A 24,458-nucleotide genomic window follows, 5' to 3' on the forward strand; every position below is an offset into this window, starting at 1 on the left:
CTCGCCGTGGTGGTCTTCTGGGTCAGACCCCGAAGTACATCTCGAACTCGTGCGGCGTCGGACGCAGCCGAACTGGGTCGATCTCGTTCTCGTTCTTCCAGTCGATCCAGGTCTCGATCAGGTCCGGCGTGAACACCCCGCCCTCGAGCAGGTAGTTGTGGTCGGCCTTGAGCGCCTCCAGCACCTCAGGCAGCGAGCCCGGGGTCTGGGTGACGTTGGCGTAGTCCTCCGGCGGCAGGTCGTACAGGTCCTTGTCGATCGGCGCCGGCGGTTCGATCTTGTTTTTGACCCCGTCGAGGCCGGCCATCAACATCGCCGAGAAGGCGAGGTACGGGTTGGCGGACGCGTCCGGCACCCGGAACTCGACCCGCTTCGCCTTCGGGCTGGCGCCCGTGACCGGAATCCGGATGCAGGCGGAGCGGTTACGCTGCGAGTAGACCAGGTTCACCGGGGCCTCGAAGCCGGGGACCAGCCGCCGGTACGAGTTGACCGTCGGGTTGGTGAACGCCAGCAGGCTCGGCGCGTGGGTGAGCAGCCCCCCGATATACCAGCGGGCCATGTCCGACAGGCCGGCGTAGCCGGTCTCGTCGTAGAAGAGCGCGTCACCGTTGAGCGAGAGGCTCTGGTGGGTGTGCATCCCCGACCCGTTGTCGCCGAAGAGCGGCTTCGGCATGAAGGTGGCGGTCTTGCCGTTGGCCCAGGCGGTGTTCTTGATGACGTACTTGAACAGCTGGGTCTGGTCGGCGCAGTGCAGCAGGGTGGAGAACCGGTAGTTGATCTCCGCCTGGCCGGCGGTGCCGACCTCGTGGTGGGCCCGCTCGACCGTGATGCCCACCTTGCCGAGGTTGGTAACCATGGCGTTGCGCAGGTCGGCGTAGTGGTCGGTCGGCGGGACCGGGAAGTAGCCGCCCTTGTAAGCGGTCTTGTATCCCCGGTTGCCGCCCGGCTCTTCCCGCCCGGTGGCCCAGGCGCCCTCGACCGAGTCGATGTAGTAGTAGCTCTGGTGCGGGCTGGTCTCGTGCCGGATCGAGTCGAAGACGTAGAACTCGGCCTCGGGCCCGAAGTACGCGGTGTCGGCGATCCCGCTGGAGATCAGGTAGGCCTCGGCCTTCTTCGCGACGTTCCGCGGGTCCCGGCTGTACGGCTCACGGGTGAACGGGTCGTGGATGAAGAAGTTCATCGCGAGCGTCTTCTCAGCCCGGAACGGGTCGACGAAGGCGGTCGCCACGTCCGGCAGCAGCAGCATGTCCGACTCGTGGATCTGCTGGAACCCGCGGATCGACGAACCGTCGAAGGCGAGCCCGTCGGTGGCGACCGAGTCGTCGAACGACTCGATCGGGACGACGAAGTGCTGCATGACCCCGAGCAGGTCGCAGAACCGGACGTCGATGAACTTGACACCCTCGCTGCTGATGTAACGGAGCAGCTCATCAGGGTTGGCGAACAACACTTCCTCCTGGCGCTGGCGTGCGGATCGGGTACATCCGGCCGGACGCAACGTCGCGCACAGGTGGCCGGCTCTGCACCTAGCCTATGGCCGAGGGGTTGCCCTAGCGTGTCTCGACTGTTTCTGGTCTGTTACAGCATCCCGGCGGGGGATCCGGGCCGGTCAGCGGCCGCGGGTGGCGCCCTTCGGCGGCCGAATGTTGCGGGGGACCATCTCCTTCGGGATGGCGCCCTTCGGCATCCGAGGTCGCGCCGACAGCGCCTTCAAGCGCTTGTCCAGCGAGTTGACGTCCCGCCCGGACATGCTCTTCGGCAGCTGCATCAGCTTGATCCGCAGCTTGCCCAGCGGGATCTCATTCTCCCCGTGGCCGAGGATGAAGTCGTGTAGCGGCGCCGAGCCGATCACCTTCGACAGTCGCCGCTTCTCCTGACCGAGCATCGGCTTCAACCGCTGCCGGTCACCCTCGGCGAGCAGGATAACGCCGCGCCGGCTCAACACCAGGTGGATCATGTCCATCTGGGTGGTGGAGGAGATCGCCGGGGTCACCCGCCAGTCGCCCCGCATCCGTTCCACGATCGAGGCGGCGGCGCCCGGTTGCTGCTCGGCGGCCTTCATGAACACCTTGCTGGACCGCACGTTGAGCACGATCAGCAGCGCCAACAGGCTCGTCATCAGCCCCACCGGCAGCCACAACCACCCCAGCCCCGCCAGCAGGGCGAGGACCACCAGCGACATGGGTAGCAGGACCGCGGCAGCCGCCCACGGAACGAACCATTTGTCCTGCTTGGCGGTGAACTTGAAGACCATCCCGATCTGCTTGAGACGGCCGAAGAACCCCACCTTCTCCTGCTCAGCCTTGGCCATCCCGCCAGTCTAGCCGTGACCGCCCCACCAGCCGCCCACCGCCCGCCGCTCTCTCCGGCCGACTTCCCGGCCGATCATGAGCCTGTCAGCCGACCCGTTCGTGCCGTGGCCGCGATGGCGTTACCTTCGAGTGTGCCCGCGCCGCGTGGGTTGGGTGTAGTAGCGGCGCCCGCGCACGAAGTCGATCAGGCCGGCCAGACAGGCGACGGACACCAGTTGGCGGTAGCCGAAGGTCTCGGACAGCGCATAGGTCACCAGCCGGCTGGTCTCCGGCCCTGGTGCGTGCCGTCGATAGTCCGCCTCGGCCAGCGTCAGCGCGGCTAGCGAACCGCTGATGCTCAGCGAGATCGACACCGCCAGAAACAGCAGGAAGACCGGTAGCGACAGCACCCCGAGCAACGCTCCGACGATCACCGTCACCCAGGCCAACACCTCCACCGGCGGGCCTAGCAGCTCCAGCAGTAGGTACGGCATCGCGTAGCAGCCCAGCCGGCCGTAGCTGGGGCGGAACACCACTCGGCGGTGGCGCCAGATCGCCTCGGCCAGGCCGCGGTGCCAGCGCCGGCGCTGCCGCAGTAGCCCGCTGAGGGTGTCGGGGACCTCGGTCCAGCACACCGGGTCGGGCAGGAAGACGATGCGGCTCCGGCGGCCGGTTTCGCGGGCGAAGCGGTACAGGTGGATCACGATCTCGACGTCGTCGGCCGCGGTTTCGGTGTAGTAGCCGCCTACCTGCTCCACCAGGTCGCGGCGGAACAGCCCGAACGCGCCGGAGATGATCAGCACCGAGTCGGCCCCGCTCAGCGGTGTGCGCATCAGCAGGAACGACCGGAAATACTCGGCAATCTGGAGGCCGCTCACGTAGGTGTCGGGGAAGCCGACCGTGACCACCCGGCCGTGCTCCACCACCGAGCCGTTGACCGCCCGGACCATGCCGCCCGAGCCGATCACCGACGGGTCGGCAAGGACCGGCTGCATCGCTCTGAGTAGCGCCTCCGGCTCCAGGATCGCGTCACCGTCCACGGTAGCGAAGTAGGGGTAGCGGGCAGCGTTCACACCGGCGTTGAGCGCGTCCGCCTTTCCGGCCTCGGGCTTGCACATCAGCCACAGGTCCGGGTAGCGGCTGGAGAGGAAGCACGGCCCTACCGGACCGGTGGGAATAGCGTCCCGGCTGGCCCGCTGCGCGGGCACCAGCTCGAACTCGTCGATCAGCCGCTGCCTGGTCGAGTCGGTGGAGCCGCCTTCCACCACGATCACTTCGAACCTCGGATAGCGCAGGGCGAGCAACGACTGCACGGTATCCACGATGGCCGCTTCCTCATTGCGGGTCGGCACCAGGATCGACACACCGGGCGTCAGCTGCGAAGCGAACGCCTCCGGGGCGGTCGAGCGCCGCAGCTCCCGGCTGATGTCACGCAGTTTGCGTGCGGCCAGGATCGAGTTGAGCAGGTAGATGCCGTTGGTGACCAGGAAGGTGCTGAGCACGATGATGACGATGACCAGCAGTGCGGTAGTCATCTCTACCCCTCGCTGCGCGTGCTGGCGGCGCCTACCCGACTGGCGGCCTCGGCGAGGTGCGGGCCGGAGTCTGGATCGGCCGCGGCCTCGAGCAGCCGCGCGCCGTCGGTACGCGCCACCGCGTTCGCCGCCGCCTGGGCGGGTTCGAACACATCCTGCCTGGCCTGCGCGAGCAGCTCGGGGAGAGCCCGCGGATCCCCGACCTCGCCGAGCGCGTCGGCGGCGGCCGCCCGTACCTCTGGTTCGGGATCCGACAGCCTCGCCAGCAGGGGTGGAAGCGCCTCGGCGTCTCCCAGCCGCCCCAGCGCCCGGCACGCCTGGGAGCGCACCTGCGGGGCCGGGTCGGTGAGCAACGGATAGACCCAGCCCGTGTCGTCGGCCGACCCGAGGACCCCGAATAGCTCTACCCCGCCGGCTCGGGCGCGCGGCTCCGGGTGGTGCAGCAACCACGAGAGCGTGGGCACGACCCCGGTTCGGATGTCGATCAGGATGGTGCCACCGAGCGGGTAGGGCAACCGGCCGGCCGCCATCGTCGACGCCAACGGTTCGACGGCCTGGCTGGCCCGCAGCCGACCCAGGCTGCGGGCGGCCGCGGCGACCACCTGCGGGTCGGCGTCGTCCAGCCGCTCGATCAAGGCCGGCACGGCCCGATTGGAGCAGGCGTCCCCGAGCACGTAGGCGGCCTCTGCCCGGCGCCAACCCCGGCGGGACGAGAGTAGTCGCAGCTCCCGGTCGACCAGCCCGACCGACTCGAAGTATGCGGCGATCTCCTCCCGGCTGGTGCCGGTGATCTGCCGGGAGAACTCCCACAGGACGCTGGCGAGAAGCGCGCTGTCCCTCGGCGGGAGCGGCGGCGGGAACTCCCCGTCCGTGATCAGCGCGGCGGCGAGCAGCCGCAGCTCGGGCAGGACGCGGTCGCGGTGACGTTCCGCCGACAGTCGTGCCAGCCGCCGCACCGCCAAGGTGACCAGCAGCGCGGCCAGCGTCAGCAGGAGCACTATCAGGGCAACTGACAAGATGCGGGTCGGCATGCCCAGGAACCCCTGGCCTCCGGCGTCCATCAGCCTCCGGTCCGGGCTATCGCTGCGTTGACTCTGCTCACCAGCTCTCGTGGGCTGAAGGGTTTCACGATGTAGTCGGTGGCGCCACGCTCGAAGCCCAGTTCGATATCGCCCTCGAGGGTCTTGGCGGTGAGCATGATGACCGGCAGCTGGGCGGTCTGCTCGGAGGCGCGGATCTCGGCCAGCACATCAAGACCGGACAGACCCGGCATCAGGATATCGAGCAACACCAGGTCGGGCGGTGTGTCGCGGATCCGGCCAAGGGCGGACTCGCCGTCGGCGGCGGTATCGACCTCGAAGCCCGAGCGAGTCAGCCGAAAGGAGATCAACTGCACAATTCCAGGGTCATCATCCACCACAAGGATTCGTGACATTCCCCTACCACCTCCAGCTGGTGGTGGCCCCTCGGCTTCAGGCGCGATAGTCCTTCATTATCCAGCTTTCTCGTCCTATAGCACGACAAGTTCTAGCGTAGCCGCAGTAGGGTGGAGGAAACCGCCGGTTCGGGGGTTGCGATGTCGAAAGTCATGGTGACGGGCGGCGCGGGTTTCATCGGGCGCTACTTGACTGCGGCGCTGTTGGCTCGCGGTGACTCGGTAGTGGTGGTGGACGATTTCACCACCTCGGACGCGGCTCGCCTGGCGGAGTTCCGCCACCAACCCGGGCTCACGCTCCAGGAAGGCAGCGTCCTGGACCAGTCGCTGGTCGAGCAGGTCAGCGCCGAGTGCGACTGGACCGCCCACCTCGCCGCTGCGGTCGGGGTCCGCCGGATCCTCGACCGGCCCCTGGCGTCACTGCGTGGCAACGTGCTCGGCACCGAGCATGTGCTCGCCGCCGCACAGCGGCACCACCATCAGCGGGTGCTGCTCACCTCCACCTCAGAGGTGTACGGGCGCAACACCGGCACCCTCTACGAGGACGCGGACCGGCTGCTGGGGCCGACCACGGTCAGCCGCTGGAGCTACAGCGCCGGCAAGACGGTGGACGAGTTCCTCGCCTTCGGCTACTGGCGCGAACTGGGCCTGCCGGTGATCGTGGCGCGACTGTTCAACACCGTCGGGCCCGGGCAGTCGTCGGCGTACGGGGCCGTGCTGCCCCGGTTCGCGGCGCAGGCGTTGGCGGGGGAGGACCTGACGGTCTACGGCGATGGTCGACAGACCCGGTCGTTCTGCTACGTCACCGACGTCGTAGCGGCGCTGCTCGCGCTGACCGACCAACCGGCAGCGGTGGGGGTGCCGGTCAACGTGGGCTCCGAGGAGGAGGTCACCATCCTGGACCTGGCGCACCGGGTTCTCCGTGCCGCCGGATCCGCCAGCTCGGTGCGGTTCGTGGATTTCCAGGCCGCCCACCCGGATGGCTTCGAGGAGGTGCCGCGCCGTCGGCCGGAGACCAGCCGGGTGCGGGAGCTGACGGGCTGGCGCCCCCGTTATGACCTGGACGCGATCATCGAGGCGGTGCTGGAGCACGAACGTCACCGCACCGGCCAACTGGCGCAGGGGGGAGTGTCGGGACATGGAGAATGAGCCGACCCGGGTGGTCGTGGTCGGTCAGGGGTACGTGGGGCTCCCGCTGGCCGTCCGTGCGGTGGAGTGCGGCTACGACGTAGTCGGGCTCGAGTTGGACCACGATCGGGTCAAGCAGATTACCGCCAGCGAGTCGTTCACCGACGACATCTCCGATGCTGAGCTGGCGGAGGTCAACGCCACTGGCCGGTACCGGGTGACCACCGATCCGAACGACTGCGGTGTGTTCCAGGTCGCGCTGATCACCGTGCCGACACCATTGAGCGAGGGGATCCCCGACCTCTCGTTCATCCGGGAGGCTGCCACCGTCCTCGCCGGCTGTCTGCGCCCGGGCGCCCTCGTGGTGCTGGAGTCCACTACCTACCCCGGCACCACCGAGGAGATTGTGCGCCCGATCCTGGAAGCGGGTTCCGGCCTGCGGGCGGATCTCGACTTCTCGCTGGGGTTCAGCCCGGAGCGGATCGACCCTGGCCGGGATCGGGGCCCGTTCTGGCAGACCCCGAAGGTGATCTCCGGAGTGGGCGCCGCATCGCTGCGCGCAGTCGAGGCGTTCTACCGGACGATTGTCGAGGAAGTGGTTTCGGTCAGCAGCACCCAGGTCGCGGAGATGACGAAGCTGCTGGAGAACACCTTCCGGCACACGAACATCGCGTTGATGAACGAGATCGCGATGCTCGCCAGCGACCTCGATGTCGATGTCTGGGAAGCGATCGACGCCGCCGCCACCAAGCCGTACGGGTTCATGAAATTCGTGCCGGGGCCGGGGGTCGGGGGCCACTGCCTCCCGATTGACCCCTCTTACCTGGACTGGTGGGTGATGCGTCGCTTGAACGTGCACCTGCGGTTCGTCAACCTGGCCAACGAGATCAACACCGGGATGCCCGGCTATGTGGTGGGTCGGGTCTTCGGTGCCCTCAACGCCGCCGGACGGGCGGTGCGTGGCGCCCGGATTCTGTTGGTCGGGCTCGCCTACAAGGCGAATACCAGCGATGTCCGGGAGTCGGCCTCATTTGCGGTCGCCGAGCGGCTGCTGAGGTTCGGGGCCGACGTGCACGCCTGCGACCCGCGGGTCGGCGAGGTTGACCTGGACGAGCGGGTCGCTCGGGTCCAGCTGACCCGGGAGGAGCTGCTCTCCGCCGATCTGGTGGTGATCCTGACCGACCACGACGACTTCGACTACGACCTGATCGCCGACAGCGCCCGGCGGGTCCTGGATACTCGGCACCGGGTCCACGGCCGGCAAGTGGAGTACCTCTAGCCGCGCTCGGACTCGTCGCGGTCGGGGCTGCCGTACCGGGGGAGGCCGAAGGAGACGGTGGTGCCGCGACCCTCCTCGGAGTCGAGGTCGATCCAGCCGTGGTGCTGGTCGATGATCTCCTTGCAGATGGCCAGCCCGAGCCCGACCCCCTGACTCGCCCGCTGTCGGGCGGCCGCGCCGCGGCGGAACCGCAGGAACGCCTTCGCTTGCTCGCTGTTCGGGATCCCGATCCCGGTGTCGCGTACCTTGACTACTACTTCGCCGTCCGTCGCTTCCGTGGAGACCGTGATTGAACCGCCGGACGGAGTAAATTTGATAGCGTTCAATACTAGGTCGGTCAGAGCCCGGCCGAGCTGGTCGCGGTCCGCGGTTACCAGTGGCAGATCATCGGGGACAATGATAGTCAGCTGGTGCCCCAGCGGCTCGTACACCCGTTGAAGTGTGTGGAGCGCTCGATAGACCACCTCCGCGAGCCGGACCGGACGGAGGGTCACGTTGAACCCGCCGCGGTCGATCTGGAACACAGTCAGCAGGTCCATGATGGTCGCCTGGAGCCGGCTGCCGGCCCGGCTCATCGTCGCCAGCAGCTGCTGCTCCTCCGGGCCGAGGCTACCCTCGGAGTCCTCCACCAATGTCTCGATGGTGCCGTTGATCAGGGACAGCGGGGAGCGCAGTTCATGGCTGACTGCTTCGATGAACTTCGCCTTCATCTCGTTGAGCTCGCGGAAATCGAGGATGTCCCGTTCGAGGTCAGCGGCTTGGTCCCGCAGCTTGGCGCGAGCGGTGCGGAGCTCAGCCTCGACCCGCTTCTTCTGCTCGGTGATGTCGGTGAGGATCCCGCCGACCGCCTCGCCGGGATCCCCGTCGTCGTTCTCCAACCGGATCGGGTACCGCACCGACAGGTAGATTCGCCGGTCAGCACCGTGGCCGAACTCCTCCGGCCGGCCCTCGGCCGGCCGATCGGGGCGGACTTGGTTCAGCGCGGTGAGCCGGTCCGCCAGCGGCGCGGCGACTAGCTCCCGGTCGGTCCGCCCGAGCGCGGTGCCCTCTGCGACCCCCAGGAGTTGTTCCATCCGCCCGTTCGCGATGACGTACCGACCAGCGCCATCCTTGGCATAGATAGCCGATGGTGCATTGTCCACCACCCCATTGAGTAGGAGCGTGGCGCGCCGCTCAGCGCGACCAGCGCGCCGCCGGCTGGCCCGCAACTGCTGTTCGGCGAGCGCGTGCTCGACCGCCGGCCCCAGCCGGGAGAGCCGGTCCTTGAGTAGGTAGTCGATCGCGCCGCGGCGCAGGCACTCGACACACGCCTCCTCGTTCATCACCTCGCTCACCACGATCAACGGGATGTCGAGATCGCTGTCGTCGAGCATGGTGAGCGCATCGAGCGCATCCAATCCAGGCAGCGCAAAGTCGGACAGTATGATGTCAGGTCGATGCGCCAGCCCGGCCTGGAACGCGTCGAAGGTGTCGACCCGGGTCCAGTTGCATTCGATCCCCGCCCGGCGCAGCTCCAACACCAGTGCTTGGGCGTCGTCGGGATTGTCCTCCAGAATCAGGACCTGAAGTCTCGACATCGCGTGCTCCGGCCGATTAGTGGGCGGCCTGCTCCATCTCCCCACGCTACTCCGGCGCTGGTTCTGCGCACCAGAAATGAGCTCGTTTGACCAGCGCCGATCATGAGCCTGTAAGCAGACACGCCGAGCGTGTCCGCTCAAAGGCTCATGATCGGCTGCTCAACAAAGCTCGGGGAGCTGCTCGCGGGCCTGTTTCGCCTGCTGGTAGAGCCGGCCGGCCCGGTACGACGAGCGCACCAGCGGGCCGCTCATCACCCCGGCGAACCCGATCTCCTCTGCTTCGGCGGCGAAGGCCACGAACTCCTCCGGCTTCACCCACCGGGCCACCGGGTGGTGGCGCGGGCTCGGCCGCAGATACTGTGTGATGGTGATCAGCTCGCAGCCGGCCGCGTGCAGATCCCGCAGCGCCGCCGACACCTCCGCCGGCTCCTCACCCAGGCCGAGGATCAGGTTCGACTTGGTGACCAGCCCGGCCTCTCGGGCCTTGGTGATCACCTCAAGCGAGCGTTCGTAGGTGAAGGCTGGGCGGATCCGGCGGAAGATCCGCGGCACCGTCTCGACGTTGTGGGCGAGCACCTCCGGCCGCGCCCCGAAGACCTCCGCCAGCTGATCCGGCTTGGCGTCGAAGTCGGGGATCAGCAGCTCCACCCCGCAGCCCGGGACCGAGTCGTGGATCTGCCGCACCGTCTCGGCGTAGAGCCAGGCCCCGCCGTCGGGCAGGTCGTCCCTGGCCACCCCGGTGATGGTGGCGTAGCGCAGCTGCATGGTCGCCACCGACTCGGCCACCCGGCGCGGCTCGTCGGCGTCGAACTCGGCCGGCTTGCCGGTGTCGATCTGGCAGAAGTCGCAGCGCCGGGTGCACTGGTCGCCGCCGATCAGGAAGGTCGCCTCCCGGTCCTCCCAACACTCGAAGATGTTGGGGCAGCCGGCCTCCTGGCAGACCGTGTGCAGGCCCTCCTTGGCGACCAGCGAACGCAGCTGTGCGTACTCCGGGCCCATGGTGGCCTTGACCTTGATCCACGGCGGTTTGCGCTCGATTGGGGTGGCCGCGTTGCGCGCCTCGACTCGTAGCAGGCGCCGGCCTTCAGGTGCGACGGTCACCCCCCTACCGTACGCGGCAGGAAAATCGGGTGCCCGTGCGCTCGGTCACGCCATACCCCGCAACGGCGACGAGCCCCGGCGGGGACCAGGGTCACCTGCGTACGCGGTAGCGCAGGTGGGTGACCCGGTCTCCCTCGATCACCGGGGAGGGCCCGTCGAGCACCACCGGCGCCGTGCGCAGGTGGTCGAAGAACGGGGTGCCGCCGCCGAGCAGGACCGGCACCAGGTCGATCCGGATCTCGTCGAGCAGCTCGGCGTCGAGGCACTGGCGGGCGATGCTGCCGCCGCTCACTCCGACCAGCCGGTCACCGGCGAGTTGTCGGGCGGTCGCCACCGCGGGCTCGATCCCATCGGTGACGAAGGTGAACGGCGCGTCGGGGCGTGGCCACCCCTCGGGCACCTGGTGGGTGAGCACCACCACCGGGCATCCGATGGGGTGGCGTCCGCCCCAGCCGTCGGTGAGGTCGAAGGTCTTCCGGCCGACCACCAGTGCTCCGGTCTCCTGGAGCAGTTGCCGAAATACTTGTGCGCTCGGTTCGCGCAAGCGCATCGTGAGCGCCGGGTCGGCGGTCGTCACCTCGACGTCGCCGTTGCCGTACCAGTCGAAGAGTTGGTCGAAGCCGGCTTCTGCCGGTCCGGAGACGTAGCCGTCCAGCGACATGCTCGCTGCGGCGTAGACCGTGGTCATAGGTTCACTCCCGTCGCCATGCTTGGTGCGTCCCTGGAACGTCGGTGCCGGCGGTGGCGGCAGGACAGGCGGGCGGAGAATCGGCGGCGGGCGGCGTGGGGTCAGCTGAGCAGGGTGGGCAGGTGGCCTTCGACCACCGGGGTCACCTCGGTGACGGGCACCGGCCGGCCCAGCTCCGCGGTGAGGGAGGTCATGCCGGCGTCGCTGATGCCGCAAGGGACGATCCGGCCAAAGTATGACAGATCACAGTCGCAGTTGAGCGCAAAACCGTGCATCGAGACCCCCCGGGAGACCCGGACCCCGATCGAGGCGATCTTCCGCTCCGGGCCGCGGCCGTCCGCCGGCACCCACACCCCGCTGCGGCCCTTGACCCGGGTGGTGGTCACGCCCAAGTCGGCGCAGGCATCGATCAGGACCTGCTCCACCCGCCGCACGTACGCCACCACGTCGCGGGGCCGGCCGCCTTCGGCGGGCAGGTGGACGATCGGGTAGCCGATCAGCTGCCCCGGGCCGTGCCAGGTGATCTGACCGCCCCGGTCGGTCTCCACCACCGGCGTGCCGTCGGTCGGCCGGTCCCACGGTTGGGTCCGTTTGCCGGCGGTGTAGACGCTCGGATGTTCCAGTAGCAGCACCGTGTCGGGGGCCTCGCCGGCCACCACCGCGGCGTGCAGTCGCCGTTGCTCGTCCCAGGCCACCTCATAATCGAGAACGCTCAGATGGCGGGTCGCAAGCGCGGGCAGGGTGCTGGTCACCGGACCAGCCTACTGCGGGGCGGTCAGGTCACCACCGAGCCGCCGTCGACCGGCCGGGAGAGCAGGCTCTGCTGACCGGCCACGGCGGCGCCGACCGGCTGCTGCTGGCACGACGCGTCCACGTCGGCCCCCTCGACCGTGGCCGTGGCGGCGCAGGTGCCGTCACCGAGCCGCCGGACCTGCCGCGCGGCCTCGTTGGCGTGGGCCACCCAGACCTCTCGATACTCGTCGATCGCGGTCACCATCACGTGATGCCGGACCACATTCTCGGCGGTCAGCAGCTCTTCCCGGAACCAGTTGGCCAGCCGGCCCGCCGGGGTGGCTTCGTTCCCGACCCGTTGCCCGGCCTGGTAGGCCTCGACCAGGTTGATCCCGAGGAAGGGCCAGCTGCGGTCACTCATCTCGCATCGCCTCGCACGCTGGGTGGCGGTTGTCTGATAGACACGGTACGGCAACCGAGCAACTACTGAGGACTGGGGAGACGGCATGCCCGGCAGTGCGGGGAGTGGCTCCGGCCCATTTGATCACTATGGAGCCAGTCCGGTGGCGGTCCGGACGGCGGCAGAACAGGTGGGTCGGGTGGGAATCCGGGTCGACCAGCTGGATGAGGAGGTCTCCGGCGGACATCAGGGCGCGGTGTCGAACGTGGCTGGTCTGCTGCATGATCCGATGGTCGCCGCCGCCGAACCGGTCCACCGCAGTCTGCTGCTGTGGCTGCAGGCGGCGGTGGTCGGCGGCGCCGCCATTCGACTGTGGGCCGAAGGGATCGAAGAGTACAACCGGGGCATCGACCGGCTCAACGAGCGGTATCTTGAGGCGAAAGCGCGGGATTTCGATGTGTTACTACCAGAGCCGGAGTTCGGCTACTTCCCACGGTCCGGCCCTGGACCCGGTCCGCCGCCCGCGATCCTCGATCACCGGGCGGAGATCGCCGAGGCCGAGCGGCAGCTGATCCGAGCGCTGGGGCATGAGCGTGACTACGGCCTGTCGCCCGCGTTGGAGCGGGTTGCCCGGCAGGCGGCCCGGTTGTTGCGGCAGGGCCCGGACGATCCGGCGGCGGTGCGGGAGTTGTACGAGGCGGGCCTGCTGCCGCCGGACGCCAGCCTGATCTTTCCGGTGCTGGAGCCCGCCGGACCACCGCCGGGCGCGCCCCCGCCAGCGTCACCGCCGCCAGCGTCGCCGCCGCCCGCCGAGGTTGGTTCACCGCCCGGGCCGCCTACTGGTGGCGTCGCCCCGGCGGGCCCCGATGCCGATGGTGGCGAAATGGGCGGTCGCCGGCTGGTCACCGGCGCGATCTCCGGAACTCAGCCGATGACCGAAGACGCGCAGTTCGAGTACTTCACCAACCACCCGGCGGAGGCGGCGCAGGCGACGGCCGCGCTGCTGCCAGGCGCCGGGGCGCTCGCGGACGGGCAGGAGACAACCCTGACGGCGCTCGGTCGCTACCACGCCTGGGAGCTGCAACGGGCGCTGGAGATGTACCCGTCCCCGGCCGGTCTGGAGCGGATCGAGGCCGCCACCGAGCACCTCGCGGAGATCGGCGAGCGACTGTCCCCCGGTGAAGCGCTGACCGAAGCCGAACGGGTGTACCTGGCCGCCTGGCTGGAGCACGTCGGCAGCCACGGGCTGGCGGCGCTTCCCGACTATGTGCAGGCGGCCGTGGCGGTGCCGGCAGGCACCCCGCCCGCGGACGCCGCTGTGATCCGCACCGCCCAGATCACCCAGCAGCTGGCTCCGATCGCCGACGTGATCATGCACTTGTCGCACCCTGACCGGGGTGGGCTGGTCGATCCAGCCGACCTGCCGACCTCGGTGCGGGAGTTGCTGACCGCCCCGGTCGGCCAGATCGACCCGGTGACCGGGCAGCGGTGGCCGGCGCTAGACCCGGCCGGCGGAGGGCCGATCTTCGCCGCCACCGACCCGCCGGACTTCACGGTGGCAGGGCTGGCCCGATACGACGGCCTGGCTCGGCTGCTGGAGCACGCGAGCGTCGAGGGCGGCACGCTCTTCACCCGGTCGCTGGCGGAGTCGGCGCAGCGGGTGCAGGACGAGTTGGCGGAGGTCACCGAAAACGTCCGGGCGGTGTTGCCGGCGGCCGAGGTGGCACCGGCGCTGCATCACCGGCTCGGGGTGGCGACCGCGGACGACGCGGTTGTGCGGATGTTGGCGGTGGCGGCGCGGGAGTTCCCGGATCCGGCCGACCCGGACTCGGCCGGCTCGGACTCGGCCGACCCGGACTCGGCCGGCCCGGATCCGGCTGACCCGGACTCGACCGGCCCGGACTCGGCCGGGTCACCAACCGGGGGCAACGGCGAGCCGATGATCGGCCGCCGGATTACCTGGTCGTGACCGGCGAGGCCGGCTGTTGGCGGCGCCGCGCATAGCGGCCGGCGACCAACCCTCCGGCGGCGAGCGTGCCGGCCGCGGCGAGCGATACGAAGAATCCGGGGGAGCCCGGTGAGAGGGCGGCGGCGCCGACGTTCGCATACACCACGGTGCTGGGCACGGTCCCGATCAAGGTGCCCAGGCCGAACACCCGGGCGGGTACGCCGGTGAGGCCGTACCCGTAGCTGATCAGCCCGAACGGCGCCAGCGGAAGCACCCGGGCGACCACCACTCCGAGCAGCCCTTGGCGGACGATCCACTGGTCCGCCCGGGTGGTGCGGGAGTAGGTGAGGATCAGGTCCCGGCCGAGCCAGCGGCCGACGGCGTAGGCGGCCATCGCGCCGGTCCACGCGCCGGTCAGCACCACGACCGCGCCCAGCCAGGGGCCGAACAGCACCCCGGCGATCGCCGCCATCACCGGACGGGGGACCACCGCGAGGGCCAGCACCGCGGTCGTCAACACCGCCAGGATCGGCGCCCAGCCGCCGGCCTGGTTCACCAGCGTCGACCAGGTCTCCGGCGACGGGATCCCGGCCCACAGGACGGCCGCCCCGAGCGCCGCGACGCCGACGGCGAGCACGCCGAACCGGACCAGCGGCCCGCCCCCGCGCCGAATCCCGCGCCAGACCCCGCGCCGATCATGAGCTAACTGGCCGACACGCCCGGCGTGTCCGTCAACAAGCTCATGATCGGCCGATCGGGCGGTCGCGGGGCGGTCATGATCGGCCGCTTGGTCGGGGTTCATGGTCGGCCGGTGGGGAGAGGGGCGAGGGCGGCCTGGAGGATCGCCTCGAGCTCCGGATGCTCGAAGGTGAACCCGGCGCCGGTCAGGACATTGGGCACCACCCGGTGGTTGCCGAGCGCGTCGCGGCCGAACTCGCCCAACGCCGCCACCAGCAACGGCGCCGGTGCCGGCAGCACGGTTGGCCGCCGCAGCAGCCGGCCCATCGCCGCGGTGAACTCCCGGTTCGTCACCGGCTGCGGGCCGACCAGGTTGACCGGGCCGGCGACCGTGTCGGTGTGCAGCACGAAGTCCACCGCCGCCAGCCAGTCGGCGAGCGAGAGCAGCGGCTGCCACTGCCGGCCGTCGCCGATCCGGCCGCCCAACCCGAGCCGGAACAGTTGCCGCAGCGGGGCGAACATGCCGCCGCTACGGTGCAACGGCATCCCGGTGCGCAGGTACGCCACCCGGACCCCGGCGGCCTCGGCCGGTGCCGCGGCCTGCTCCCAGTCCCGGCTGGTGGCGGCGAAGTAGCTGTCGCCGGGCGGAGACGACTCGTCGGTGACGGTGTCGCCGGTGTCGCCGTACCAACCGACCGCGGAGCCGGCGAGAAAGGCCCGCGGTTTCGGATCGGCGGTGGCGATCGCCTCCGCCAGGGTGGCGGTGGCGTCGACCCGGCTGGCCCGGAACTCCCGGCGGTAGCTGGGCGTCCACAGCCGCACCGGCACCCGTACCGGGCCGACCCGGGTGCCGAGCGAGCTGCCGGCGAGATTCACCACCGCGTCCACGTCGGCGACGGTCGCGGGGTCGAGCGGAGCGGCCCCGGGCTGCCAGCGCCGCTCGTCCGGGGCCGCCGGCTGGCGTCGAACCAGCCGCAGCACCTGGTGGCCGTGGCCGGTTAGCCACCCGACCAGGGCGGCCCCGAGGAAGCCGGAGCCGCCCGCGACCAGGACCCGCATCAGGTCACCAGCCGTAGACGTGGAGGTGGTAGGTGGCGCTCTCGACCTCGGTGCCGATGCCGACCAACGTGGACAGCGCCAACGCGGCCGGCCCGGACGACAACGTCACCTGGCGGAACTGCCCGTCGCCGGGGCTGCCGGTGACCACCGCCTCGGAGCTGATCTCGGCCTCGGCCAGGTCGACCGTCAGCAACACGACCTCGGCGGTCTCCGGCCGGTAGTGGGCGACCGCCGCGGTGCCCGGCGCCGCCGCAGCCACCTCGATCGGCTGCCCTTCCGGCAGCTCCACCCGCTCCCGGACCTCGCCGTCCTGGGCACTCCGGATGATCAGCTCGCCAGCACCGCCGCCAGCGCCGTCGTCCTGCCACTCGGTGCCGATCAGCTCCTCGCCGATCTGCACATGGTTGCGGATCCCGTCGAGCTCCGCCTCGTCTTCGATCTGCCACCGGACCTCCCCGGTGATCGGATCGAGCGCCACCCCTTCCCGGCCGTCGTCGGCCTGGTAGGTGACGACGACGACCTCCTCGGCGGCGGCGACCTGGCAGTCGGCGACCACCGTCTCCGCGTCCGGCCAGGACCAGCGGGCCTCAGCGGTCTCCGGGTCTGTGCCGGTCACCAGGCAGCTGCCCGCCGGCTCCACCGCCTCACCGTTGTCACCCGGCAGCGGCGCGCACTGTTGGGTGCTGACCAGCAGCCCGGCGGTGCCGCCGGTGGCGGCGATGAAGCCGCAGCCTTCGTCTTCCTCTACCCGCCAGCTCTCCTCGCCGCTCTCGGCATCGATCGCCACCAGCGACAGCGAGGACTCCTCCTCGACCGCTGGCGACGACGGCTGGTCGGGGACCACGAACCAGTCGCCGGTCTCATGGGCGACGACGATGTTGCTCATCGCCGCCACCAGCTCGTCATCGAACCGGTCCCACTGCAGCTCCCCGGTGCCGGTGTCGAGCGCGATCACCCGGTCCCGGCCGGTGCCGCCGCCGTCGTACTCCAGCGCCAGCACCACCGTGTCGCCGCCGCCGGTGACCACCCCGGCCACCCGCTGGTAGGTGTCGTCCCGCCAGTGCCAGCGATCCTCACCGGTCCGCGGGTCGACCGCCCGGACCCCGGACTCCTCTTCGATGATCAGCCCACCGGGGGTGCCCCACACCTGGGTCGGCCGCCCTTCCTGGGCAGCCGCCAGCTCGACCGTCCATGCCGGCTCGCCCGCGGTCTCCGCCGACGGGTGCTCGCCCAGCGCCAGCCGATCGGCGGTGCTGGAGTCTACGGTGGTCACCCAGCCGGGAGTGACCAGCAACGCCCCGGCGACCAGCGCAGCCCCGCCGACCGCGCCGGCCGGCCCGCCCACGAACTGTGCCCGCCGGACCGTGGGGAGGTTGCCGAAGCCCCGGCTGCGGGCATCGCCCAGTCCGAAGGGGAACAGCGCCTGTAGTTGGCGAAGCCCGATCAGCCAGGTGGTCGCGCCGGCCAGGACCAGCACGGCGCCGACCGTCGCCACCAGCGGGCCGGGGCCCCGGCCGGCCGGTTCGGTCTGCCACAGCAACGCCAGCGAGACCACCGCCACCGCGCCGGCGGGCACCAGCAGCGGCACCCGCAGCCGGGCCCGCAGCTGCTCCGAGCGCACCAGCCACGCCGCGACCAGCGCCAGCAGGACCAGCGCCAGCGCCGCCTGCAGCACCACCCACACCATCTCCGACTGGCCCCACAACGCTTCGCCCCACTGCCAGCTCAGCAGACTCGCCGCGACCAGGCCGGCGGCGCCGGCGATCTCGACCCCGACCGCGGCGGTCATGGCCAGCGCGATCCGTACGTGCCGGCGCTGCATCACCGTCCGGTGCCGGGCGGCGGCGGTCGCCGTACCGGACGTGCCGCGGCCGGCCGCAGCCCCGCCGTCAGGTTTGTCTTTGGCCGGCGCAGTCTGCTTCGCCTTGGCGGGTGTGCCGGCCGCCTCCGTCGGCTCGGAATCGGCGGCGGGGTGGTCGGTGTCTTCTACCTTGTCGCGTGCCACCGCCCCACTATCCGCAGTTCGGACCTTTTATGCAATCCCAGCGGCGTTCTTCCCGGCGGGTGGCGCGTCCGGCGTCGAGATTACCGGCCGGCGGCGCCGCCGCGGGCCAGTGCCGCGGCCCGGGTCAGCCCGCGACGGAGCAACGCCCGATCGCCCAGCCGCGCCCGCAGCCGCTGCTCCAGCCCGGCGATCGGCACCAGATTCTGCGGCGCCCGGGAGTCCTTGTACGCGCTGGCGGCGAACCGGGGCAGGGTCACCGCCGACAGGTCCGCCAGCGCGACCGCCGCCGACGGGGACAGCTGCGGCGAACACTCCACCCGGGCGAGCCCGGACCAGGGGGCGCCGGAGGCGCCGGGCAGCCGCAGATACCACGTGTAGAGCCGCCAATTGGTGCCCCGGAACACCGGCGAGCGTTGTCCAGGCGCCAGCCCGGTCACCACCTGGTTCTGATCGGCGGGCAGATACTGGCTGCGGTGGCTCTTGACGTAGCCGACGGCGCGGGGCAGATGGCCGCGCTGCCGCAGCGGGCCGTCCAGCACCAGCAGGTCACCCGGGTCCGCCACCTGGTCGCGGGCCCGTTCAGCCACCCGGATCTCCAGCTCGGTCAGCGACTGCTGGGCGACGCCGTCCAGCTGCGGAAGCTCGCCGGAGTCGACCCGGTGGACCGGATAGTGGATCTGCCCCCAGGTGATCGGCGGCGCGGTGGGGCTGGTGGTGAAGATGCCCCGCTCCACTGTGGCGGTGAGCAGCGTAGCCGCCCCCCGCCCCAGGTCACAGTGCACCACCCCGGCGGCGTACGAGGCGGCGAGGCCGGGGTGCGGCCCGTCCGCGTCGGCCGTCCACACCACCGCGTCCCGGCGGCGGACCCCATCGACCAGCAGCACATGCTCCGGGGCGAGCAGATCCGGCGGCGGCGGCAGCGCCCGCCACTGGTCCGGGGGGAGCTCCACATCGAGCTCCAGGTCGGCGTTGCTGGGGGTGGCCGGACCCGCGTCGGCTCCGTCGAGGTAGGCCGGATCCCAGGCGTCCACCCACAGTCCGGCCGGCGGCGCGTTCACAACCCCACCCGGGTCACCCGCGCCGACCGGACATCCTTCGACACCTCGTACCGGACCGGGATGCGTTCGGCCAGCGCCGGCACGTGGGTGACCACCCCCACCACCCGGTCGCCGCGGGCGGCGAGATTTTCCAGCGTCGCGGCGACCGCGTCGAGCGTGGCAGCGTCCAGGGTGCCGAAGCCCTCGTCGAGGACGATCGACTCCAGGCTCGCCGACGCGGTCGACACCCCGGCGAGCTGCTCCGACAGCGCCAGCGCCAACGCCAACGAAGCCTGGAAGGTCTCGCCGCCGGACAAGGTACGCACCGGTCGGCGCAGGCCGGCGTCGTGGTGGTCGATGACGAAGAAGTCGCGGCCCTGATGTACCAGGTCGTACTGGCCGCCGGAGAGCTCCCGGAGGATCGCCGACGCGCCGGCCACCAGCCGGTCCAGCGCCTCCGCGAGCAGCCATGCCTCAAAGTTGTTGGCCCGCAGATGCTGCGCCAACGCCCGGGCCACCTGCGCGGCGCGAACATGATCGGCCCGCTGCTCCAGCAGCCGTTGCGCCTGGTCCCGCCGCTGCTGCAGCCGGTCCAGCTCGGCCCGGGCGCGTTCGGCGGCGACCGACGCGGCCCCGCTCGCCGCCGCTGCGTCCGCCCCCAGGGCGGGGGTGGGCAGCCCCGCCCCGGTGAACGCCTCGGTCAGCTCGGCCCGCAGCTTCGCCACCGCCGCCTCAGCGTCGGCCACCGCCGCAGTCGCCGCCGGTTCGCCCGCCGCCAGCTCATCCGACCGGCCGCTCGCCCATGCTGCCAGCGTCCGCCACGCCGTCTGCAGATCCTCCCGGTCGGCCGGCGGCGGCCCGAGCGGCGCGAGCGAGTCCCGGGTCGACTCGAAGCTGCGCCACGCCGTGCTCAGCTGCGCATCGGCCTGCTCGGCCTCGGTCACCGCCCGGCGGTACGCCTCCCGGGCCTGGCGGACAGCGGTGGCGGCCTCCTGCACCCGCTGTTCGGTGGCGGCGATCGCCGCCAGGTCGGCCCGCAGCGTCGCCACCGGCGGCGCGTCGGCCAGCGTCGCCGCCAGCTCCGCCACCTGGGCGTCGAGCGACTCCGCCCGGGTACGCGCGGCGGTCGACGCCCGGTCGAGGTCGCGTACCGCGACGTCCCGCTCCGCCAGCCGCCGCTCGGCCCGGTCGGCCGCGGCCCGCGCCTGCTTGCCCGCCGCCTCCGCCCGGGCCACCGCCGAATCCTCAGCCAGCGGCGGCACCTCGGCCACCGGTTGAGTACACACCGGACAGGGGTCGCCCGCGTGTAGTTGGGCGCGCAGCGCCGTCGCCTGGTCGGCGGTCTGCGCCCGGGTGTACTCCGCCCGGGCCGCCTCCAACTCGGCGTCGGCCTGCCGAGCCTCGGCCTGCGCGGTCGTCAGCGCCTCGGTCGCCGCCTCGAACTCCCGCTCCGCCTGCGTCGCCTGCCCCCGCAGCTCATCCCGTTGCCCGGTCAGCTGCTCGTGCTCCTGATGCTGGCCGAGCAACGCCCGCAGGGTAGCCGGGTCACCGGCGGCGGCCAGCTCGCTGCGCAGCTTCTCCTCCTGCTCCTCGGCGGCGGTCACCACCTCGCTGGCCTGCGACCGGGCCTGCCTGGCGGTGGTCGCCGCCGCGGCCAGCACGGTCGCCTCGGCCGGTGGCCGCACCTGCCCAAGCTGCCGGATCTGCCGCTGCCGAAGCTGCAGCTCATCCTCGGCGCGCGCCTGCTCGTCCCGGGCGGCGGCGAGCCGCGGCAACACCTCCGCCACCCGCGCCGTCAACTGCTCGGCGTCGGCCACCCGCTGCTGCGCCGCGGTCAGCTCCGACTCCTCGACCACACCGAGGTCGTCGAGCAGCCGGTCGGTCGCGGCGAGCTCCGCCTCCGCCCTGGTCGCCCGGGTAGTGGCCTGCTCCCGCACCCGCTCGTAGACGTGCAGGCCCAACAGATTGACCAGAATCTGCTGCCGGGTGGCGGGCTTGGCGTGCAGAAACTCGGCGAACTCGCCCTGCGGCAGGATCACACAGGTGACGAACTGGTCGTACGGCAGGCCCAGCACCTCCGGCACCGCCTGGTCCAGTTCGGTCGGCGTGCCGGCGAGCACCTCGCCGAGGTCGTCGGGGGTCAGTCCGGTGTCCAGCCGGCGGACGTCGAAGCCGTCGGGCATCCGCTGCAGCCCGGCGGCGGCGGTCTTGACCCGCCCCTTGCCGTCCCGGCGCACCACCCGGGTGGCGACGTAGCGGGCGCCGGCGGTCTCGAAGACCAGCCGCACCCGAGCCTCCGTGGCCGACGGAGCCAGCGCGTTCGCCACCGACCGAGGATCCCGCCACCGGGGGACGGTGCCGTAGAGCGCGAAACAGATCGCGTCCAGCAGCGTCGACTTCCCGGCGCCGGTGGGCCCGACCAGCGCGAAGAAGTCGGCGTCGGTGAAGTCGACACTGGTCTCGTCGCGGAAGACCGCGAACCCGGCCAGGTCCAGCCGCAACGGCCTCATCCGCTCACCACCTCGTCGTACAACTCCTCGAAGAGCGCCTGCACCGGGGCGTCGTCGTGGCCGCGGACGTTGAGATACTCGGCGAACAGCTCCGACGGGGAACGGCCGGCCCGGGCGGCGACCTGCCCGCCGCCACCGCCGGCCGGCAGCAACTCCGGGTCGATGCGCACCTCCAACGCCCGGGGCAGCAGGTCCTGGACCTCCTCCCGGAGCCCGGCGCGGGGCTGTTCCCGCACGAACACCCGCAGCCACGCGTCGCCGGGCGTCAGCTCGGCCAGCTCCGCCAGCGTGCCCCGGACCGTCCGGAGCGGCAACGCAGCGGTCACCGGCACCTCCCGGGTGCGGGCGGCCCGGTCGGCCGCCACCTCCACGATGGTCACGCTCGAGCTGGGCTCGCCCGCGCCACCAGAACCCGCCGCCAGCTGCTGGCTGAGCTCCCCGCCTTCCCCAAAGTCGACCGCGAGCGGGCTGCCGCTGTAGCGCACCGGCGCCGGGCCGGGCACGGTCTGGGCCCGGTGCAGGTGGCCCAGCGCCACATAATGGGCGCTCGCTGGGAAGATGGTCGCCGGCACCGCGTACGCCAGGATGGTGTGAGCCTCCCGCTCGCCGCCGCCGGTGGTGGCGCCGACCACGGTGAGATGGGTGGTGATCAGGTTGACGTGGTCGTCGCTGGCGAAGCCGGCGGTCAACGCGGCCAGCAGCCGGCTCAGGTGGTCGGCGTAGGTCTGGGTCGCCTCGGCGGCCGACAGCTCAAACATCTCGGTCGCCCGCACCGCGTACCGCTGGGACAGGAACGGCAACGCCACCAGCCGCCAGCGCTCACCGCCGCTGGTCTCCCCGGTGATCAGATGGTCTTCGGCGCGGCGGACCGTGCCGCGCAGGACGATCCCGGCGGCGTCGGCCCACGGCCGCAACGCGTCCAGCGCGGCGCCGTTGTCGTGGTTACCGGCGATCGCGACCACCTCGGCGCCGGTGCCGCGCAGCGCGGTCAGCGCCCCGGTCACCAGCCGGGTGGCCGCCGGGGTGGGTGCGGCGGTGTCGAACAGATCACCGGCGACGATCACCAGGTCGGGCGCCTCGGCGCGGGTGATCTCGACCAGCTCCGCCAGCACCGCGGCGTGCTCGTCCGCCCGAGACGCTCCCTTGAGCACCTTGCCGACATGCCAATCCGACGTATGCAAGATCTTCATCAGAAGGGGAACTCCTGCTCCTGATCTGCCCCGACCACTGTGAACGGGTCGGCGGCCTGGGTGATCGAACGCATCGTGGCCGCTGGCGCCGCCCCGGCCTCCTGCGGCCGGGTGGCCCAGGCCGGGAACGGGAACTCGACACACAGCGGCACCGGGATCTCCGGCTGGCTGACGAACATCGTCCCCGGCTTGGCCAGCAGCACCCGCTGCCGTTGGGCCGGCGGCAGGAAACCATACTCCGGGCGGGAGGCCTCGGCCGGGTCGAGCCGGCCCACCACCTTCACCGCCGAGTTCGCCACGATCCGCCGCTCCACCTCGCTGGCGGTCTGCTGCGCCCCGATCAACACGACCCCAAGTGAGCGGCCCCGTTCGGCGATGTCGAGGAGCACCTCCTTGATCGGGCTGTCGCCCTCCCGCGGGGCGTACTTGTTGAGCTCGTCGAGCACCACGAAGAGCAGCGGCCGGGCGGTGCCGGACTTCTCCTTCCGCTCGAACTCGCTCCGCAGCGTCACCCCGACCACGAACCGCTGCGCCCGGTCCGGCAGATTGTGCAGGTCGACGACGGTGACCCGGGCGCTCTCGGCGGTGTTTATGGTGTGCGGCCGGCGGCTGGTCAGATCGCCCCGGATCAACCGGGCCAGGTCCCGCTTGCTGGCGATCAGCCGCCGGGAGAAGGCGTTGACGGTGCCGAGCCCGAACGACGAGCCGGCCCAGGTCGCCCGGGTCTCCTCATCGGCGAGCTGGTCGACCAGATAGTCGACCAGATCCGGGTAGCTGTGCAGCGACGCGCCTTCGATCGCCACCCCGCCGGAGTCCAGCGGCTGCGCCAGCTTCGCCAGCGCCGCGGCGACCGCGTGCACCACCATGGTGTACTGCTGCCGCTCGTCGTCGGCGTCGGCGAAGACGTAGGGCAGCAGCCGTTCCTGGCAGAACTGCGCCAGCGTCCAGTAGAAGGCGTCCACCCCGGCGGTGCGGCTGGCCACATCCGGCGTACCGGTGGGGTCCCCGGCCCGGGCCGGGGCGTAGACATGCACATCGGCGAACGGCTTCGCCGGCAACCCAAGCGTTCCGTACGTGGCGGCGGTCGGCTCGTCGAGGTGGCTGTTCGGGTAGTCGAGGAAGTTCAGATCCTCACCCTTGACGTTGAAGATCAACGCCCGGGAGTTGACCCGGTCGGCGCCGAGCGCCTCGGAGTGGAACGCCGAGTAGAGCAGGAACGTGGCGAAGCTGGTCTTGGTGGCGACGCCGGAGACGCCGGAGATCGACACGTGCGCGCCGGAGGTGCCGTCGAGAAAGTCAGCGTTGAGGAAGACCGGCAAGCCGTCGCGGCCGGTGCCGAGCGGGATCTGCCGGGCCATCCGGTCGAAGTGCAGCGCCGCCGCACGGGCCTCGCCGGTGGCCCGGTGCACCGGGCCACCCGGGCTCGGCGGCACGTAGATCTCCGGGGTGACCCGGGTGGTGGTGATCTCGGCCGCCTCCTGCACCTGCGCGGGCAGCATCCCCTCGGCGATGGCGAACACGTCCGAGTCGAACTGGGCACCCTCGTGGCGGGCCCGGATGGCGGTGACCACCCCGGCGATCGTCACCGGCTCGGGCGCATCCGGCAACCGCCGGTGGGTGACGACGACATCGTCCAGCTGGAGCCACGCATCGGGGTCCACCGCGGTCCAGAACTGCAGCGGGGTGGCGTCGGCGGTGCCGAGGACCCGGCCAACCGGCGGGCCGGAATCGGGTGAGAGCGTGGGGTCGTCAGGGGTCACCCTGAGCATGGTGCCGTACTCGCCACCCGAACGCATGTACGCCGCGCGGATCTTCGGGCTATCCACCGGCTGTCCACAGCTACGGCGAGTTGTCCACAAGTCTGT

At 71.1% G+C, this 24,458-nt stretch carries 20 protein-coding genes; 3 read left to right on the plus strand and 17 right to left on the minus strand.

Annotated elements, in window-relative coordinates; all coding sequences use genetic code 11:
- Positions 1-22: 22 nt before the first annotated feature.
- From glnA to JQS43_RS09355, 5 genes are all read right to left on the minus strand, one after another.
- Positions 23-1,447: a type I glutamate--ammonia ligase gene (gene glnA / locus JQS43_RS09335; protein WP_239678663.1), complete on the minus strand. Its 1,425-nt coding sequence runs from the start codon at positions 1,445-1,447 to the stop codon at positions 23-25.
- Between the two features lie 162 nt (positions 1,448-1,609).
- Positions 1,610-2,311, minus strand: a complete 702-nt coding sequence (locus tag JQS43_RS09340; RefSeq protein WP_239678664.1) for a DUF4191 domain-containing protein — start codon at positions 2,309-2,311, stop codon at positions 1,610-1,612.
- A 120-nt stretch (positions 2,312-2,431) separates the two neighbouring features.
- Entirely contained in the window at positions 2,432-3,826 is a 1,395-nt protein-coding gene (locus JQS43_RS09345) for a glycosyltransferase family 2 protein (protein ID WP_239678665.1), read from the minus strand.
- A 2-nt stretch (positions 3,827-3,828) separates the two neighbouring features.
- Positions 3,829-4,857: a HEAT repeat domain-containing protein gene (locus JQS43_RS09350; protein ID WP_239678666.1), complete on the minus strand. Its 1,029-nt coding sequence runs from the start codon at positions 4,855-4,857 to the stop codon at positions 3,829-3,831.
- 29 nt (positions 4,858-4,886) lie between these two features.
- Positions 4,887-5,261: a response regulator transcription factor gene (locus tag JQS43_RS09355; protein ID WP_239678667.1), complete on the minus strand. Its 375-nt coding sequence runs from the start codon at positions 5,259-5,261 to the stop codon at positions 4,887-4,889.
- 141 nt (positions 5,262-5,402) lie between these two features.
- Here JQS43_RS09355 and JQS43_RS09360 point away from each other — a divergent pair, with 141 nt between their 5' ends.
- Together JQS43_RS09360 and JQS43_RS09365 are read left to right on the plus strand one after the other, a co-directional pair.
- Positions 5,403-6,410 carry an NAD-dependent epimerase/dehydratase family protein gene (locus JQS43_RS09360; protein WP_239678668.1) on the plus strand — a complete coding sequence of 336 codons (1,008 nt, stop codon included), beginning with the start codon at positions 5,403-5,405 and terminating at the stop codon, positions 6,408-6,410.
- Positions 6,400-7,668, plus strand: a complete 1,269-nt coding sequence (locus tag JQS43_RS09365) for a nucleotide sugar dehydrogenase (protein WP_239678669.1) — start codon at positions 6,400-6,402, stop codon at positions 7,666-7,668. Before JQS43_RS09360 ends, JQS43_RS09365 begins: the two co-directional genes overlap by 11 nt.
- Here the strand turns inward: JQS43_RS09365 and JQS43_RS09370 are convergent.
- The 5 genes from JQS43_RS09370 to JQS43_RS09390 all read right to left on the minus strand — a co-directional run bounded on the left by JQS43_RS09370 (position 7,665) and on the right by JQS43_RS09390 (position 12,187).
- The gene (locus JQS43_RS09370) at positions 7,665-9,245 is read right to left on the minus strand and encodes a sensor histidine kinase (protein WP_239678670.1); all 1,581 of its coding nucleotides are present in this window, start codon (positions 9,243-9,245) and stop codon (positions 7,665-7,667) included. The two genes, JQS43_RS09365 and JQS43_RS09370, sit on opposite strands and share 4 nt — an antisense overlap.
- Before the next feature lie 159 nt (positions 9,246-9,404).
- Positions 9,405-10,346 (minus strand): lipoyl synthase, encoded by a 942-nt coding sequence (gene lipA, locus JQS43_RS09375; RefSeq protein WP_239678671.1) that lies wholly within the window; start codon positions 10,344-10,346, stop codon positions 9,405-9,407.
- Positions 10,347-10,437: 91 nt separating this feature from the next.
- The gene (locus JQS43_RS09380) at positions 10,438-11,034 is read right to left on the minus strand and encodes a dihydrofolate reductase family protein (protein ID WP_239678672.1); all 597 of its coding nucleotides are present in this window, start codon (positions 11,032-11,034) and stop codon (positions 10,438-10,440) included.
- Positions 11,035-11,135: 101 nt separating this feature from the next.
- Positions 11,136-11,786: a lipoyl(octanoyl) transferase LipB gene (gene lipB, locus JQS43_RS09385; RefSeq protein ID WP_239678673.1), complete on the minus strand. Its 651-nt coding sequence runs from the start codon at positions 11,784-11,786 to the stop codon at positions 11,136-11,138.
- A 23-nt stretch (positions 11,787-11,809) separates the two neighbouring features.
- Positions 11,810-12,187 (minus strand): hypothetical protein, encoded by a 378-nt coding sequence (locus JQS43_RS09390; RefSeq protein WP_239678674.1) that lies wholly within the window; start codon positions 12,185-12,187, stop codon positions 11,810-11,812.
- Between the two features lie 142 nt (positions 12,188-12,329).
- On the opposite strand from JQS43_RS09390, the gene JQS43_RS09395 reads away from it, so the two are divergent.
- Positions 12,330-14,135: a hypothetical protein gene (locus tag JQS43_RS09395; RefSeq protein ID WP_239679600.1), complete on the plus strand. Its 1,806-nt coding sequence runs from the start codon at positions 12,330-12,332 to the stop codon at positions 14,133-14,135.
- Here JQS43_RS09395 and JQS43_RS09400 read toward each other — a convergent pair.
- From JQS43_RS09400 to JQS43_RS09430, 7 genes are all read right to left on the minus strand, one after another.
- Positions 14,122-14,916 carry a TVP38/TMEM64 family protein gene (locus tag JQS43_RS09400; protein ID WP_239678675.1) on the minus strand — a complete coding sequence of 265 codons (795 nt, stop codon included), beginning with the start codon at positions 14,914-14,916 and terminating at the stop codon, positions 14,122-14,124. The genes JQS43_RS09395 and JQS43_RS09400 overlap by 14 nt on opposite strands.
- Complete coding sequence (locus JQS43_RS09405) at positions 14,913-15,851, minus strand: TIGR01777 family oxidoreductase (protein ID WP_239678676.1); 939 nt, start codon at positions 15,849-15,851, stop codon at positions 14,913-14,915. The genes JQS43_RS09400 and JQS43_RS09405 overlap by 4 nt, the downstream gene beginning before the upstream one ends.
- A gap of 4 nt (positions 15,852-15,855) precedes the next feature.
- Positions 15,856-17,856 (minus strand): outer membrane protein assembly factor BamB family protein, encoded by a 2,001-nt coding sequence (locus JQS43_RS09410; protein ID WP_239678677.1) that lies wholly within the window; start codon positions 17,854-17,856, stop codon positions 15,856-15,858.
- An 80-nt stretch (positions 17,857-17,936) separates the two neighbouring features.
- Positions 17,937-18,914 carry a hypothetical protein gene (locus JQS43_RS09415; RefSeq protein ID WP_239678678.1) on the minus strand — a complete coding sequence of 326 codons (978 nt, stop codon included), beginning with the start codon at positions 18,912-18,914 and terminating at the stop codon, positions 17,937-17,939.
- Positions 18,911-21,403: an AAA family ATPase gene (locus tag JQS43_RS09420; protein WP_239678679.1), complete on the minus strand. Its 2,493-nt coding sequence runs from the start codon at positions 21,401-21,403 to the stop codon at positions 18,911-18,913. Before JQS43_RS09420 ends, JQS43_RS09415 begins: the two co-directional genes overlap by 4 nt.
- A complete protein-coding gene (locus JQS43_RS09425; RefSeq protein WP_239678680.1) occupies positions 21,400-22,593 on the minus strand; it encodes an exonuclease SbcCD subunit D in 1,194 nt (397 codons plus the stop codon). The genes JQS43_RS09420 and JQS43_RS09425 overlap by 4 nt, the downstream gene beginning before the upstream one ends.
- Positions 22,593-24,362, minus strand: coding sequence for an ATP-binding protein (locus JQS43_RS09430; RefSeq protein ID WP_239679375.1), 1,770 nt, complete (start codon positions 24,360-24,362; stop codon positions 22,593-22,595). The genes JQS43_RS09425 and JQS43_RS09430 overlap by 1 nt, the downstream gene beginning before the upstream one ends.
- Between the last annotated feature and the right edge of the window lie 96 nt (positions 24,363-24,458).

Origin of the sequence: Natronosporangium hydrolyticum (assembly GCF_016925615.1) — a bacterium.
In the GTDB taxonomy this organism is placed as follows: Bacteria; Actinomycetota; Actinomycetes; order Mycobacteriales; family Micromonosporaceae; genus Natronosporangium; species Natronosporangium hydrolyticum.